This window comes from Pseudomonas sp. BF-B-30, assembly GCF_019956305.1.
Lineage (GTDB): Bacteria > Pseudomonadota > Gammaproteobacteria > Pseudomonadales > Pseudomonadaceae > Aquipseudomonas > Aquipseudomonas jessenii.
Window position 1 is genome coordinate 90,927 of sequence record NZ_JAHBDG010000003.1, and the last position, 15,688, is coordinate 106,614.

Annotated in this window: 14 protein-coding genes and 2 pseudogenes; 11 read left to right on the top strand and 5 right to left on the bottom strand. The window is 54.6% G+C overall.

The annotated features are described in order from the left end of the window. Positions 1-67: 67 nt before the first annotated feature. Positions 68-1,522, bottom strand: a complete 1,455-nt coding sequence (locus tag KGB29_RS01995; protein ID WP_223616243.1) for a tyrosine-type recombinase/integrase — start codon at positions 1,520-1,522, stop codon at positions 68-70. A gap of 597 nt (positions 1,523-2,119) precedes the next feature. Between KGB29_RS01995 and KGB29_RS02000 the strand changes: the two genes are divergently transcribed. Continuing rightward, complete coding sequence (locus KGB29_RS02000) at positions 2,120-2,350, top strand: hypothetical protein (protein WP_150812531.1); 231 nt, start codon at positions 2,120-2,122, stop codon at positions 2,348-2,350. Between the two features lie 75 nt (positions 2,351-2,425). After that, complete coding sequence (locus KGB29_RS02005) at positions 2,426-2,731, top strand: hypothetical protein (protein ID WP_150812532.1); 306 nt, start codon at positions 2,426-2,428, stop codon at positions 2,729-2,731. 53 nt (positions 2,732-2,784) lie between these two features. On the opposite strand, the gene KGB29_RS02010 is transcribed toward KGB29_RS02005, so the two are convergent. Continuing rightward, positions 2,785-3,147, bottom strand: coding sequence for a hypothetical protein (locus KGB29_RS02010; RefSeq protein ID WP_150812533.1), 363 nt, complete (start codon positions 3,145-3,147; stop codon positions 2,785-2,787). Between the two features lie 114 nt (positions 3,148-3,261). Here KGB29_RS02010 and KGB29_RS02015 point away from each other — a divergent pair, with 114 nt between their 5' ends. From KGB29_RS02015 to KGB29_RS02040, 6 genes and pseudogenes are all read left to right on the top strand, one after another. Next, a complete protein-coding gene (locus KGB29_RS02015) occupies positions 3,262-3,609 on the top strand; it encodes a hypothetical protein (protein WP_150812534.1) in 348 nt (115 codons plus the stop codon). A 417-nt stretch (positions 3,610-4,026) separates the two neighbouring features. After that, positions 4,027-4,170, top strand: a pseudogene (locus KGB29_RS02020) (phage head morphogenesis protein); the annotation flags it as partial. A 144-nt stretch (positions 4,171-4,314) separates the two neighbouring features. Continuing rightward, positions 4,315-4,473: a hypothetical protein gene (locus KGB29_RS02025; RefSeq protein WP_174245509.1), complete on the top strand. Its 159-nt coding sequence runs from the start codon at positions 4,315-4,317 to the stop codon at positions 4,471-4,473. 607 nt (positions 4,474-5,080) lie between these two features. Then, positions 5,081-5,494, top strand: a complete 414-nt coding sequence (locus KGB29_RS02030; protein WP_150812535.1) for a hypothetical protein — start codon at positions 5,081-5,083, stop codon at positions 5,492-5,494. Positions 5,495-6,311: 817 nt separating this feature from the next. Beyond that, positions 6,312-7,445, top strand: coding sequence for an aminotransferase class V-fold PLP-dependent enzyme (locus KGB29_RS02035; protein WP_150812536.1), 1,134 nt, complete (start codon positions 6,312-6,314; stop codon positions 7,443-7,445). 336 nt (positions 7,446-7,781) lie between these two features. Further along, on the top strand, positions 7,782-8,249 hold the full coding sequence (locus KGB29_RS02040; RefSeq protein WP_150812537.1) for an NUDIX hydrolase: 468 nt from the start codon (positions 7,782-7,784) through the stop codon (positions 8,247-8,249). A 311-nt stretch (positions 8,250-8,560) separates the two neighbouring features. On the opposite strand, the gene KGB29_RS02045 is transcribed toward KGB29_RS02040, so the two are convergent. Then, entirely contained in the window at positions 8,561-9,667 is a 1,107-nt protein-coding gene (locus KGB29_RS02045) for a tRNA-dihydrouridine synthase (protein WP_150812538.1), read from the bottom strand. Positions 9,668-9,788: 121 nt separating this feature from the next. Here KGB29_RS02045 and KGB29_RS02050 point away from each other — a divergent pair, with 121 nt between their 5' ends. Further along, the gene (locus KGB29_RS02050; protein WP_150812551.1) at positions 9,789-10,664 is read left to right on the top strand and encodes a LysR family transcriptional regulator; all 876 of its coding nucleotides are present in this window, start codon (positions 9,789-9,791) and stop codon (positions 10,662-10,664) included. Positions 10,665-10,864: 200 nt separating this feature from the next. Here KGB29_RS02050 and KGB29_RS02055 read toward each other — a convergent pair whose 3' ends face one another. After that, entirely contained in the window at positions 10,865-12,514 is a 1,650-nt protein-coding gene (locus tag KGB29_RS02055; RefSeq protein ID WP_150812539.1) for an arylsulfatase, read from the bottom strand. A 758-nt stretch (positions 12,515-13,272) separates the two neighbouring features. On the opposite strand from KGB29_RS02055, the gene KGB29_RS02060 reads away from it, so the two are divergent. Next, positions 13,273-13,623, top strand: a complete 351-nt coding sequence (locus KGB29_RS02060; protein WP_150812540.1) for a BON domain-containing protein — start codon at positions 13,273-13,275, stop codon at positions 13,621-13,623. Between the two features lie 130 nt (positions 13,624-13,753). Here the strand turns inward: KGB29_RS02060 and KGB29_RS02065 are convergent. Beyond that, a pseudogene (locus tag KGB29_RS02065) lies at positions 13,754-13,958 on the bottom strand (hypothetical protein). 199 nt (positions 13,959-14,157) lie between these two features. On the opposite strand from KGB29_RS02065, the gene KGB29_RS02070 reads away from it, so the two are divergent. After that, positions 14,158-14,979, top strand: a complete 822-nt coding sequence (locus tag KGB29_RS02070; RefSeq protein WP_150812735.1) for a MinD/ParA family protein — start codon at positions 14,158-14,160, stop codon at positions 14,977-14,979. The last annotated feature ends 709 nt before the right edge of the window (positions 14,980-15,688 follow it).

Sequence of the window (15,688 nt, forward strand, 5' to 3'; positions counted from 1 at the left end):
ATCAAGCTGAAGAACGTGCTTGGCGATGTTTAGGCAACTATGAGGACTCCACACTAAAGACGGCGACTTAAGAAGGCGGTAGGGATCCAGTCGCGGTATACGCAGGAAAAGACATCATCGATTCGGCCGGAGAATGCTCGTAGGTCGAGGACAGCACGGCACTCAGTCGGTCGCCCAACAGATTCCAGGCGCGCCTCTTCTCTTCGGCATAGTCGTGATGCAGGTAATGACGCCTCACCCGGGAGCCGGCCAGCACATGGTTTTGGCAGCGGTCGATGACGTCCAGGCTGACCCCCAAAGCCTGCATCATGGTCGCGCCGGTGCGGCGCAGGTCATGCGGCGTCCAGTCGCCGTTCTGGCCGTCGGCAAGCACCAGCGTGTCGTCGTGACGCCGTCGTGAGAGGGCCTTGCGGTTTTTGAAGCGGGCCTGGCGATCGCCGACTTGTTTGCTCACCACTTTTACGTCCACATGCCCAACATTCTGCTTGTTCGGAAAGCACCACTGAGAGTCTCCCGTAAGGGTCTTGAGTTCCTGAAAGAAATGTAGGGCGAAGGGCGAGAGGAAGACATGGTGGTCTTGTTTCTTGCCGCGGGTGCCTTTGACGTTTTCACTGGGGAGGAACCAGGTCTGCCGGTCCAGATCAACATTTTTCCATTCGGCCTGTAGCAACTCGCCAATCCGGCACAGCGTGCCCAGGCTGATCCAGAGTGCGAGTTGGGTTTCTTTCTTTAGCGGCCGTATGCCGTCGTATTTTTGCCCGGCGGGCAGGGCGTTGTAATCGGCCGTCATTTGCTGGAAGCGGTTGTGCAGTTCCAACAGCTCAGCCGGTGAAAGGGTGCGGCTTCTTTCTGCCTCGTAGTCGGCTGGGATCAGAGGGGAGATGTCGACCAGCTCAGTCGGATCGCCCTCGATCAATAAGGCTCGCCAGGGCTGACGCTTTCTGGCCCAGCTGAACATCTGATTGAGGTCGGCGAAGAAACTGATGGCTTGCCGGTGAGCGCCGCGGTTGACCACGGTGCGGATCAGCGCCCGAACATCGTGTTCGGAGACGCTGCTCACCGCGGTCTTGCCGAGTGCCGGAAAAAGGTCTTTGTTAAAACGGCGCTGCAATTCAGCATTGCCATCTTTGCGCGCCACGCCATCCAATAGCCAGGCCTGGGCCAGATCCTGAACGGTCAGCGTTTGCACCTTCGTCGTTTTTACTTGTTCAGCCTCTACGTTAGCAGCGGCATATGCCTGTGCCTTGGCGGTTTTCTTTTGCTCGTTGGGATTGATCTGCTCATCGATGAGCGCACGGGCCTGGTTGCGGGCCTTGCGGATGTCCGTCAGGGATTTGCGCGGCCAGGACCCGCAGGCGTACTCTTTGTTCTGATCGCCCCAGCGATAGCGATAGAAAAAGCTGACCGACACACCGTCCTTACGGACTGAGATTCGGCCGGCGAGATTGCCATCCTCCCTGAGGATTCGGCCGGCATCATCGGCGGTCAGCGACTCGAGTTCTTTGATGGTAATTTTGGCCATGAAATGGACTCCCCCTACTTTTACCCCCACAAAAACGTCGGCTCTTGATGGACGTTACTGGACTCTCGTAGAGCAGAACACCGCTGGAGCTCAAGTAAATACTAGCTTAGAAAAATCCAGAGTAAAATTTTGGAGCCTTTCAAGAAGTATGCAAAAGGAGATGGGGTGCTAGGGGTCGAGTGTTCGAATCACTCCGTCCCGACCATTATTCCTGAGTAAAATCAGACACTTAAGCCGATCAGCTAGATCGGCTTTTTTGTGCCTGCGCAAAACTGGCGAAAAACCCATTGAAGAAATGCCGTCTGATAGGGGGCTGTATGGTCAATGTAGAGTCCAGCAGGAAACACGACAAACGATTCGAAAAGCACTTTTCGTTGCAGATGGATGACATAACACTCATCTTGAAATGTCACCTGATGCTGGAAGAAATGCTTCGCGATTTCTGCTCTGAGATGGTTTCGCTCCGTGGGAGCGTATGACCGGCGCGGTGATGGTCATGATTGTTTTCCAGGTGGACGCCGCCTCGCCGGCTGGCGTGATTCGTTGAAGTGGGCTATTGGTTGATGACCCGGCATATCGCTGGATCAAGGAGGAAAAATGGTCAAAAAACCAAGCAATAAGTTGATTGCAGAGGTTTCAGGCTTGACTGAGGGCGAGGTGGGAACCTACCTGTGCCAGCTAGATCAACAGGCGAGCGGCGATTGGTTGGCTTACTTTGGTAATGAGATAGAAAAAGCTTCTGCAGCTTGTCAAAAACTCAATAAGGCGAAGACGGTAACGATCCCCGTAGCGTTGGCTAACAACTGGTACGACCGAGGCAATGGCTGAGCTCGTAGCTCAATAGGTGAGGAGTTATGCTGAGGTTTGAACAGATCGAGAAGGTAGATTCTTCAAGGTGAGTCTATGGCGCATTATGTGGTTTCAGCCGTTCGAATCAACGATGCCGCTGAAATAGAGCTCTTCATGTGGGCAAAGATTGACCCCAGCGTCAGCAGAGGAAGATTTCTTGAAAAACCACACATAGCTTCGATGGAAGACATCATTGCGGCTATTCGCGATGGGGACGTTGTTGAGATGACATTCGAAGCGGGCATCGGGACGGTGTCAGGTGGAAAGCTTCTGGAATGTCACTTGCCAAGTGGCGAGGTGACCGTAACCGAAGAACGTGCTAATCCAGGCAGAATGATCAGCGACCTACCAAGATTTTAAATCGTGACAACTGCCCGTCTGCCGATGCGTTCAGTGCAATAGGTGAGGGCGGATCAGGCTGCCGCTGTCGATTCGAGTGAGCAGTCCATCCACGAAAGCCTGGTCGCCGACTTCCGTTTTGCATCGTTCTGCGGCAGCTTGACCTTCGCCCTGATGACTACGTCTCGGCACGGTCCCGGCTTGCGAATACGCTCGGTGTTATCGGCGGCGTACTGGGGGGCATCGAACATGCTGCTGAGCTGGGCGACTCGCTTGCCATCCATGATCTTGACTACGCGATCTTCGACAGCCTGGAGCCACTGGCTCATGGACAGTTCGATCCGCTTGCCTTTATCGATCTTGAAGTCCCGAACCTTGCGTTTCGCCTCTTCGCGGGCGAAGTGCTCATTCATTCCGAATACGGCAAATGTCCTCATGGCTATCTCCTGTCAGGCGCCGTTCTCCGTGACCGGATGCGGCAGTATGAAAAATGGTGAAGTGGCAAGGTGATAGCCATATGATTCGCCATCACTCACGCATGGAGCGCGCAAATGCGCCTGTTACTGGTTTCAACTATTGCCCTGTTCATAACCGGTTGTTCAGGACCAGGTGTTGTGCCGATGGGGCGAGACACCTACATGATCGCGAAGGATGGGAGCTTCACGACCTTTGGCGGAGGAGGCGTAAAGGCTGAGCTATATCAAGAGGCCAATGCTTTCTGTGAGAGCAAAGGCAAGCAGCTGATGCCGGTAAAAGATGCGTCCAGGGATTCTGGTTACGGTCGCGATGCCAATGCCGAGTTGCAGTTTCGGTGCCTCAATGAAAACGATCCAGAGTTGCGCCGACCGACCATCAATCAAGATGGAGTAGTCCTCCGCGGCCGGATGCAACAAATATAGGTGAGCCATCCGGTTGAAGGGGTAACCCGCTGTATCGGACGGGTTACCTGTTTTTCATTTTGGATCGAAGGTGCCGAGTGTCAGCATTGGCGAATGCACCGCCGTTCAGTTCTTCAAGGAACTCGGCGGTATCTGCTGCGATTGGCATAGCTGTTGCCTCGGGTAGGCGCCGCCCTCCGTGACCGGATGCAGCATGGTGGCAATTTGATTTCGGATGGTGTTTTACGGATAACCTGCACTGGGGCCGGCCGAAGGAGCAGTAATGGGGCGTTCAAGCAAACCTGACGAACTCAAAAATCCGCGTAGGGTTATGGCTGGGAAGATGGCATACGAGCGAAGAAAGGCGGCTCAGGACGAAGCGAATAAGCCGGCAATGGAAATCGTAAAGGCCATTGTGGCGGTGATTTGCTTGATCGGGTTCGCGCCAAGCTTTTCCGCGAAGGTGACCTGAGCATCGAACGGTTCTCCGAGCTGCAGCTTGATCGCAACTTCTCACCGCTGACCCTGGTACAGATGAAGGCTCTTGAACCACTGGCGTTCGAGCGGGCGGGCATCAAATAACGGCAAACCAACTGGCGGGACCAAGGCGCTGCTTTTGCGTCTGCTGCCTGCTCAAGGGTGAGCGCGTCGTTGTTTCGTGATCGTTGACTGAGGGAAAGGATCTGCATATACAATCCGTTCTTTCAATTTTTGTTTCGGTAAGTCATGAGCGAAGAACGAGATATTCCCGAGCCTGAGCACGACCATCTGCTCGATCATGAATTCCATGATGACGAGTCATGGGTCGAAGAAGACGCTCAAGCAATTTTTGACGAAGAGGATGATGACGTTGATTTTCTTGATCAGATAGATCAAGAGGACTGACACAGCAAAATCTAAACGCAAGTAACCCAAAGGGCCCGTCCATCTGCACGGGTCTACATGCTTTGAATCAAGCCCTGGCAGCCGCCGGGGTTTTTTATGCGTGCGCCAGGCAGGGTGCGTTGCGCGCAAGCGCAACCAGCTCGGCTGTGGTGGTCACGCTGGTGACTTGGAGGTGAAAGTCCTCTACACACCCGGCAAGGGGAAGTGTTAGCCAGAGGCAAGGGTGTCGCGGGTGACTGCGAATCTGAAGGAAGCCCGAGGCAAAATGCTGGCCTGACGAACAGGAAGCGGATGAGGCGGGGTAGGGGGGCGAGTTTCCCCAAAGCCCAATACTTGCACGGAACGCTGCGACGTAGAAGCGACGTTAAAACACCCATTTTGAACGGGTCTTGCATTGCTTGGTTACCTGCTTCTGACACATTGACCTCAAGGTCATAACCGCGCCGAAATTGGCGCAATCCCAGTCCTTGGGTTTGCAGGCAAAGGACTGGGGGTATCCGTTGCGTGAAGGCAGGAGGCTACTACGGAAGGGCAGTTCACGTTACTGTGCATTCATCCACGTTGGATGACTGGCCAGCCCGCTCTAACAATAACAGGGAGGTTTCAAATGATACCGAAGCTACTCGTGACTATTGGGATTGTCTTCTACGCCGTCGTTGTACCGGTGTTAGAGCTCAATGATACCCATGTTTTTAACCAGGCTTGGGAGCCCCACGCTCGGCTACATGAGGTCTGGCAGTTGTTCACCAATACTGCAATTGGTGCATTTAGCCTTTGGCTTGTGTGGCTCAAGGGTAACCTCCGCCTCTCCAGTCTTCTTACATTGTTTATTACTGGCGGGTTCTTGATGGCTTACTGGCTTCGAGAGTCTTACGGTGGATCGATGATCCTCACAGATGGCTCAGAGAAAATGATTCTGGGGGTGAACTTAGGTCTTCTTGCATACACCCTTGCAATTTTGTTGGCTGGTATCGCAGTTGTAATCGATCTGCGAAAACGAGCGGCGCGAGTCTCAATCTGAACTGAGGGAGGGGGCGCAGCCTAGCAGTTGTCAATCGTGAGGGATGGATGAAGGGTTCGGTCAGCAGGACGCCGTAGGAGGGAATCAATCTTGTACCACTGACCGTGTAATTAGGGCGTAAATCGGGCATTTCCGAAGTAAGGAAGTGCCCGGTTTCATTGGCTCTGCGTACTTTGCCTTACCCCTTTAGAATCGCGGTGTAATTCTGCACGGAATTAGGCCAGCACTGCCTATCGAGAAGGGCTGCAATCCACCAGTCGTGATCAAACAGCACGCCATATCGAAACGAAAACTGCTGCCAGAAAAAACGAAATTGGAATTGGCAGTATCGATTGCACAGCAGTTAATTGCTTACCGGTGCGTCGAGTGACAATCCTGAACATGCCTACGACCAACACAAACGCTGTAATGAGCGCCCACCCATATTCACTCATGAGATACACCTAGCCATTCTTGTTTTACATTAAACATCGACTCCATAGGCCGCCCCAAAGCATAACGGCTACTCTATCAACACACCTTCATAGCCGACCATCTGCTTGATCGCATTCACACATTTGCTAATAGATTGTCCGTTTTGGGTCGGCTGCTGCCCCTCGTAACTGGTCGTTATCGACCGAACGTAAGGAGGTAGGAACCTTTAATGCCCTCCCTCCCACAACTCAGCAGCAACCTGCGAGCATTGTTACGTCCAGTAATCGACCTGATGATGCCAGCCGCTCGACAGAAGTCGCAATTCAATCCCAAGCAATCTTGTCATTTACCAAAGCTTAGGGCAGGGTCGATACCACTGACATCTCTGCCAAAGGAGTCACCCATGTCCAAGCTATATCCCAGTATCGATCCTGAGGGGCTGGTCGAGTACTCGGTGGTCTACACCGACCGCTCGCTCAACCATATGTCGCAGTCATTTCAAGGCGTGATGAAGAACATTTCCAGCACCCTGAAACAGGTCTACAACGCTCAGGCTGTAGCGGTGGTCCCGGGCAGCGGCACATTCGGCATGGAAGCGGTGGCACGACAGTTTGCCACCGGCCAGCAATGCCTGGTGATACGCAACGGCTGGTTCAGTTATCGCTGGAGCCAGATCCTTGAGATGGGGAACATCCCGGCGGCCACCACGGTGCTGAAAGCCCGACCGGTCGAGACTGGTCGTCAGGCTGCCTACGCCCCACCCCCTCTGGACGAAGTGCTGGCAGCCATTCAGGCGCAGAAGCCGCAGATTGTCTTCGCCCCCCATGTTGAAACCTCATCAGGGATTATCCTGCCCGACGACTACTTGCGGGCCATCGGCGACGCCGTGCATGCGGTGGGTGGCCTGTTCGTGTTGGACTGCATTGCCTCAGGCACGCTTTGGGTTGATATGCACAAATGCGCAGTCGACCTGCTGATAAGCGCACCGCAGAAAGGCTGGAGCGCCTCCCCTTGCTGCGCCCTGGTGATGCTCAGTTCTTTGGCCCTCGAGCGCATCGAACAGACGCATAGCAGCAGTTTCGCCTGCGACCTGAAAAAGTGGCTTCAGATCATGCAGGCCTACGAACAGGGCGGACATGCCTACCATGCGACCATGCCCAGCGATTCCCTCGCGCGATTCAACGAAGTGATGAAAGAGACGCAAGCCTACGGTTTCGACAAGATCCGCGGCGAACAACAGGCTCTGGGCGATCGGGTGCGCGCAATGTTGACCGGCAAAGGCATCAAAAGCGTGGCCGCAGCCGGCTTTCAGGCCCCTGGCGTAGTGGTGAGCTACACCGATGATGCCGACATCAAGAGCGGCAAGAAATTTGCCGACCACGGCCTGCAGATCGCCGCCGGAGTGCCGCTGCAATGCGACGAGCCGGCCGACTTCCAAACCTTCCGCATCGGTCTGTTCGGACTCGAAAAGCTGCACAATATCGAGCGCACAGTCAGCACCCTCGAGCAGGCACTGGACGAGGTGATGGTTAACTAAGCCCTCATCTTGCCCGCAGCACATACCGAACTTGTGAATTCCAGGAATGCATCCTGCCCTGGGCACTGCCGGCCCATGGCGCTGATCTTCGACAAATATGACGCTGGTCGTCCGGACGTCATGTTAGAACCACAAGGGAAAGCCCGTGCACGTGTCTTACTGACACGTGCGCCCTTCAGCGCTATCAGAAAAGGTTTCCGATGAAGCCTTTCACGGGGCGGATGATTGGCGGCTTTATGACTTGGATCGACCCCAAGCGGACATCTGAATATCTGGCCGCTCGCGTAACGGATAAGGCCGTAAGATGTGTGCTTCATTGCCGATAAGGAAATCGTCATGTCACCGAACAAGGCTTGCCCGGTCATCCTCTCCAGTATTCCTGGCACACACATCCTTCTGTTCCGCCATCCAATAGCAGGCGTACAACTGGTCAAAGGGACAATCGAGACAGGTGAAACTCCGGCTCAGACCGCTCTGCGTGAATTAAGCGAAGAATCAGGCATAGAAGCTGCCTCGGTTGTCAGCGATATGGGCTGCTGGGACGCCGCGCATCTCGACCAGATATGGTCATTTCAACTGTGTTACACGCAGGCACTTTTGCCGGAGCAATGGACTCATCGCACGCTCGATGACCATGGTCACACCTTCAGCTTTTTTTGGGCTCCGCTCGATGATTTGCCGTTTGCCGACTGTCATCCGGTCTTCCGTCGAGCATTACGGTACCTGACTGCCACACTGACAGCGCAAGGTTATGTATTGGCTCATGATCAAAGCACAAACATATCGTCCGAAGCTCCGACTTGATGTTCGCAAGCGGCTTTCGAGCGGCTGTTTCTGGCCCAGGCTGTGTAAAAACGCAGGTGCCATTTTGAATTCTGCGTTGCTACGTGAAATCAGCCGGTGTTGCGGTCAGTCGGAAGACCTGAAATTGGCGTGGGAACGCGTTATTTGACACGACTCAGCCCGCTATTACTGACCGAAAACGTTTTTACAGAGTGTCGGCCGATTGCTGCCTGTCACGAAGGACCGAGATCAACCCATAGCCGTCTTTCGTTGGATGACTTTAGGCACAAGCGGACAGCCATGACGTCCGCTCGACCGTTTTTCATCTGGTGTCATGCCAATGCCAATTCACTGTCCTTGATGTTCGCAATCGGCCCCAGGATCGAGGCGTCAAACTCGGCAAGGGCCGTGTGAGTTGCCAGGCGACGGGGAAGATCCGGATTGGCTAGAGCCGCTTTGCCCAACGCGATCATATCGGCGCCGTCTTGCAACACCTGCTCAGCACGGTGCGGTACATCCAGACCACCATTGGCGATGATCGCAACCTGGGGCGCATAGCGGCGCGCCAGCTCAACCAGACTTGCATTTCCTTCGATGAATGCCGGTTTCCATGCCTCAAACTCCGTCACATGGATAAAGTCCACTCCAGCGTCCTTGAGCGAGCTGAAAATGACCTCGGCGGCAGCTTCACCTTCCACCCACTTGTGTTCATAGTCGTTCACCTTGCTCTGTGAGATGCGCACACCGACAGGCGCAAGCGTGCCGATAGCGGCCCTGACTGCCTTGATGACTTCCAGTGTCAGTCCAAGCCGTGCCTGTACATTTCCGCCCCAGCGATCGTCTCGTTGATTGGTGTAGTCAGTCAGGAATTGGTCAAGCAGGTAGCCGTTCGCCCCATGGATTTCAACGCCGTCGAACCCAGCGACACGCGTGGCCAGCACAGCCGCTTGTGCGAATCCCGCGATGGCATCGGCGATGTCCTCATCACTCATCGCTCGGGGCAGCGGATATTGCCCCTCACCGTAATAGAACTTCATCTGCGTTCCTTTCGGGCGGACAGTCGAGGGTGCAGCGGTAGCAGTTTCAAAACGGTTGCCCTGATTCAGCGCTCCAGCATGCATGAGTTGAGCGAATACCGCGCCATTGTGGGCGCGAACAAGATCTGTCACGCCGTGCCATGCCTGGGCCTGTTCGACATCACTGATCCCTGGTTGGAAGGGGTAGCCCTGAGCATACTTCTGGTCGGTGTACAGTCCTTCGGTAATGACCAGACCAAATCCCCCTTTGGCAAATCGCTCGTAGTAACGCGCAATCTCGGCGGTGGCTAAGCCCGCCTCGGTGGCACTGACACGCGTCATCGGCGCTACGGCAAGACGATTCCTCAATCTGCGGTTGCCAATATCATAGGGAGTTAAAATCTGCTGGTTGTAGCCATTCATGTGATCAGTCCTCATTTATCCGAAACGCTTTAATAATCGATGTAGAGGACAGTAAACTTGGCCTGACGCGTTGAGAAGCCAGCAACAACGATAAGCCGCTTTATCAAAGATGGATATAATGATGCAGATCCCGGATGTGGAAGTGTTCAGCGCCATTGCCGAGAGCGGCAGCCTTTCAGCCGCCGCCCGACGACTGGGTCTGACACCCATGACAGTGTCTCGCAGACTGGCATCGCTGGAGGGAGAGTTAGGAGTTCGGCTGTTTCATCGAACAACGCGCTCCGTGTCGTTGACAGCCGAGGGCGAAACATTTCTTCCCTTTGCAACGACGCTGTTGGAAGCCAGCGAGGGAGCGAGGGTCAGTCTGAAATCATATGCTGGTACTGCCAGCGGTGTTTTGAAGGTGACTGCCCCCACCGTATTCGGCCAGTCAGTGATCATGCCGCTGATTCCCGCGCTTTTAGCCGAACACCCGGCGTTGCGGTTTGATCTGACGCTGTCGGACAGCATCGTGGATATCGTCGGTCTTGGGATTGATGTCGCAATTCGCATTGCGACTCTGCGAGACTCGGCTTTAATTGCGCGCCCCCTCGCCCCGAACCGAAGAGTGCTGTGTGCCAGTCCGAATTATCTGGAACGTCATGGAGTACCTACTACGATGGACGCATTGTTGAGCCATCGTCGCATCGCTCTACATGGCATGCCTTATTGGCCGTTCATGCGTGGCGGTGAAGCGGTCGCCATGCGGGCGGAGGGCGTTTTTTCGGCCAACAGTGTCGAGGCAGTCCGCACTGCATGCAGGCAAGGTTTAGGGGTAGCGATGCTCACGTACTGGGACGTCCGTGATGATCTAGATGCTGGGACCCTTCGTCTGGTCGAATTGGAAGATGTAACCCCGGAGCAACTCTTCATCACCGCAATATTGCCTACTCGCCAGCATGTGCCACACAGAGTAAGAGTTTTCCTCCAGCATCTGGAGACAGTGCTTAATTCCTGAGACTGACCTTCAATGATACGTCCACTTATGGGCTATGCCGGCCGTTAGGAGGAGCGTCCGCTATTGGCCGATTTCTGCCTGTTACCAAGGGCAGCAACCGACCCTTAACGGACGCTCGCAAGGTGCCAATTGTCAGAGTGAATATTCTGTCTATGGGAAGTGGGGAAGCGGCAGCCGCAAATGAGGCTGCCGCCCAACCGCTAGTTAGGTATTGGAATGTTCACACCTTCCTTCTGCAGGTCTTCGCGCACCGACTGGAATTTCTGGTACTTGGAAATTTCCACCGGGCCGTCGTAGGTCATGCTTTGCATTTTGCGTGGAGGGTACTTGGCGTAGGTTTTCATCAGGTTGTTGATCGCGATGCTGATGGGAACCATCGACCAGGTGCGTTCGGTGAAGTTGCTCATGAAAATGTCGTAGCGTTCCTGCGGATCCTGCAACAGGTCGAAGACCTGCGGCACGGTCGCCACGTACTTACTCTCACCTTTCCAGCCCAGGTTGGAATCGACCGCCAAGCCACCGGTCTGGGCGCCGTTATCGCCGCGCAGGTTGAACACGGCCTTGAAGTTGCCGACACGGGCAGCACCAGGGGACAGTTCGTTCTCCGTGAAGTAGAACCATTCCTTGCGTGGAGATGGGCCGGTGCCAAGCAACACCGGGGACATGTCGTAACTGTCGAACATGATCGGCTGACCTTCGCGGTCTTTCTCTGGCAGTTTGATGCCGGCCACCGCGGCAAACGTCGCCATCAGGTCCAGTCCACCGATGATGTCGTGGTTTTTCACCGCGGGTTTGATTTTGCCCGGCCAAACCATGATCGCCGGCACCCGGTTGCCACCTTCACGTACCGTGCCTTTGGTGCCGCGGAAGGGCGTGTAGCCGGCGTCCGGATAAACGTCCTGCCAGGCGCCGTTATCGGTGGTGTAAACCACCAGGGTGTTTTTATCCATTCCCAGCGCTTTCAACTTGTCCATGATGCGGCCAATGCGGGTGTCGAGTTCCACCACCGAGTCGGCGTACTTGGATTTGGAGATCGATTTGTGCACGAACTCCGGTGCTGGCAAGTTCGGCTGGTGCACCTTCATGAAGTTGACGTTGATGAAGAACGGCTTGTCAGATTTGGCGGCGGTGTCGAGGAACTCCATTGCGGCTTTCTCGACATAACCGTCAAAGTAGGGAATCCCAACCACGCCGGGTTTTCCATCAATGACCGGCGTATCAACATACTCGCCATTGATCTTGAACTCCTCGACCGGTTTTTCACCGGCCTTGCCGGACAATGCGCCCTTGGTCACCTTGACGAACATGGCGCGAGTCTCCGGGTCCATGTCCGGGAACCATTCGGGATCTGCGTAGGTGTAGGCGTTGAGATGATAAAGACCGACGTATTTCATGACGTCGTAACCCTGGGCGTTGGGCATTGCATAATCGGCTTCGCCCAGGTGCCACTTGCCGGTGAAGTAGGTGTCGTAGCCACCGGTTTTCAGCACGGAGGCCAAGGTCCATTCCGCTGCCGGCAAGCCACCGCCCTGGCCCTGGAAGGCCACGGTGGTCATGCCGCTTCGGTTGGGAATGCGCCCGGTTTGCATGGCCGCCCGACCCGGCGTGCAACTGGGTTGCGCATAGAACGAGAAGAAGGTTGTGCCTTGCGCCGCCAGTTCGTCGATGCTCGGCGTCGGCATGCCGCGACCCACACCGCCGCCATAGGGGCCCAGGTCACCGTAGCCGGTATCGTCGGATACGATAAAAAGGATGTTTGGTTTTTCTGTCTGCGCTGCCTGGGTAAGGTTAATTGCCATCAGGAGGGAACATGCTAGGTACAATCTAGTGCGGTGCGAGAGCCTATTCATGTGGATTTCCTTTCTCAAGTTCCGATCCTTGTTGCGGCCGCTCAAGTATCGAGAGCAATACAACAAGGAACTTCGTCAGTAATCCCCCCAACTTTTAGCCTGGACGGTTCAAGGGAACGGTGTAACGATTGGATCGAATCCCTCTTACCGTTCAACGCGCTCGTGAAGCCTAGTACGAAAAATTTCTATCTGTCTTATTTGGGGGGCGCAATTAGAGTCATTCGTCGCCTTTTTGCCCGTGATCCCACATCAGCTTTTTCTGGCTTTCGGTGTAATAGATCCGAGGTCTTTGCTTTATCTGCAACACTCCTTCTGCTTACACAGAATTTAGTTGTGTTGCATCGACCGGTTGAATCCACAACCCATTGCGGACACTCAGAATGATGCGAGGAGGCGATTACCCCTTGTGTGAGCCAGAAAGTGACCAGGCTGTATGGGCGAACCGACTTTTTCAACAGAACCGACCGTTTTCTGTCGGTCGAGATTGGCAGCTATGGGTTGATCAGCGCTGATCGCAATAAGGACCGTTTGGAGTGCTCTGTAGGTGTTGCGCCTGGCACAGAGCGACCAAGACGGACGTCCACGGGGACAGCGCTCTGACCGCAGGCAACGGCCGTACTATAATTAATGTCTGTCAATGTTTGTGTGGCGAGCGCTCCAAAACGAATCAGGAATCCATAGCGTTCACCTGACAGGCAGAGGGCAGCACAGCAAATGGGATGGACAGTACATCTGATTACGCGAGAGAGGGTTCAGCCATGAAAATTCACTCCTTCCAGCATTATTCTCATGGTCTGGAAATGGCCGTTCACGATGCATGGATTACCGCCAAGGTGAAGTCGGCCCTGGCATTTTCCGATCCGACCCTTAGCCTGCATATCAATGTCAAAACCCATGCGGGCATAGTGGGGTTAAGCGGCCGCGTCAACACTCATAGACAGTGTGAACAGGCCATTGGTCTGGCCCGTTCGGTTCATGGTGTCGCCGAAGTCGATGCCAGCGACTTGCAGACCCATGTGTTCACGCCAGGGAGTTTTCCAGAAGCGCCCAACGCCGAAGAGAGCACTGAGCGCCGGCCACAATCGTCAACAAAGATGGACGACAAATGATAATGGCAACTTTGTAGGCGCCGCGCTCCCAGTCGGGAACCGAGGTCTCTGCTTCATCTGCAACACTCCTTCTGCTTACACAGAATTTATTTGTGTTGCATCGACCGGTTGAATCCACAGCCGAAAGCAGTCACTCCGGCGCCATCATCAGCGCGAGCGTCATCTTGATGAGCTCTTCATTTTTGTCGATGGCTTCCAGGGCGCCGCGCACGTTGTCGGCGACATCGGCCGCGCTGCTCGACCCAGTTCGAATGCTCCAAGATGGCGGCTTCGAGGGCGAGCTGGTTTTCGTTGATCTTGAATAGCAGGGAAGGGAGCAGGTCTGAATTCGGCATAGGCGATTACTCGGCGGATGAGCGCATCGCAGCAGTGGCAGTACTGGTTCGCGTGATTGCCATGTCGTGGGTTACAGCGTTTCTGGTGATCCTGTGATATAGCTAGTGGCCATGTGTCTGCACATTTCAGTTACCATCGCGTATCTAGGAATAGTGAGCGACTACTCGCACGCGTTGCACATGGAAGGGAATCAATAACATGGATGGTGTGCGTTCTGTACAAGTTATCGCCGTGACCGGCGGAAAGGGCGGCGTCGGCAAGACGACTGTGGCTGTGAATCTTTCATTGGCGCTGGCGAAACTTGGAAGGCGAGTCGTATTGCTTGATGGCGATCTTGGCTTGGCGAATATCGATGTCCTGTTGGGGCTTTCCCCGCAGTACACGCTTGCCGATTTAATCGAAGGTCGCTGTGAGCTATCCGATGTACTTTTGCGCGGTCCGGGCGGGATACGAATCGTCCCTGCGGCTTCAGGCATCCAGAGCATGGTGCATTTGTCTCCGACTCAGCACGCAGGCCTGATCCAGGCCTTCAGTGAAATCGGCGACAGTCTCGATGTGCTGGTGATAGACACAGCTGCGGGCATCGGCGCGTCGGTGGTCAGTCTCGTCCGGGCGGCCCACGAAGTCTTGCTGGTGGTCTGCGACGAACCGACCTCGATCACCGATGCCTACGCACTGATCAAACTGCTTAATCGTGATTACGGAATGGACCGTTTCCGGGTGCTGGTCAATATGGTGCAGAGCCCGACGGAAGGTCGCGCGCTGTTCGCTAAATTGGCCAAAGTCACCGATCGCTTCCTCGACGTAACCCTGCGGTATGTGGGAGCGGTTCCGTACGATGAATGTGCGCGTAGGGCAGTGCAGAAGCAGCGAGCAGTCTACGAACACTTTCCGCGCTCCAAGTGCGCCCAAGCATTTCAGGAAATCGCTTTAATGGTCGACGCTTGGCCCTTGCTGGCTACCCCCAGAGGGCATATGGAGTTCTTCGTTGACCGACTCGTCCATAATTCGAGAAGGTGACATTTCTCTCCCGGCCGTATGAGTGGTGCGATTGTGGTGTCCGCTTCTGCCTAATAAGCCTGGAAGCGCTTTTGTTGGGTCGGCTTGCGCAAAACCTCCTCTGGAGGCCGCGTGTTTCCGTTTGTATAAGCACAAAAAAGCGGGTGTTTTGCCACCCTTGTAAGTAACTGTATTCGTTTAGAAACAATAGGTTAGGCTGCTACAGCCCCCAGCATGGGGTGCTAGGGGACGAGTGTTCGAATTACTCCGTCCCGACCATATAATTCAAAGGGTTGCGAGATTTTATCTCGCGACCCTTTTTTATTTTTGGTCGTTTTACCCCTACAAAACGACTGGTTCTGGGTGGATGCGTCTTACATCTTGTCCGGTTTGATACGATTTGTTCGCGATGAGCCTGTTTAGAAGACGACTTGGTTTGGCCGCAGCCATTGAAGCAGGTGTCAGGCGCTTCATTCTGGTCTCTGTCTTCCCCCGATGCGCTGCGTGGAAGCCCGTTATCCGAAGGTTTCGAAAATTACATTGCCGTGAAAAAACGAGCAGATGATCACTTGGTGGGGACGGATTTGAATTGGGTGGAAACGGCAGCGGCCAAGAGAAGGGGTTTACTTGCGGGTGATTCTTTATTTTGTTTATGTGGTCAGTCATCCTATGATTATCCTAAAACGACATCAATCGCTGTTTTCTTAGGTTGGAATGACACGTCGTGGCT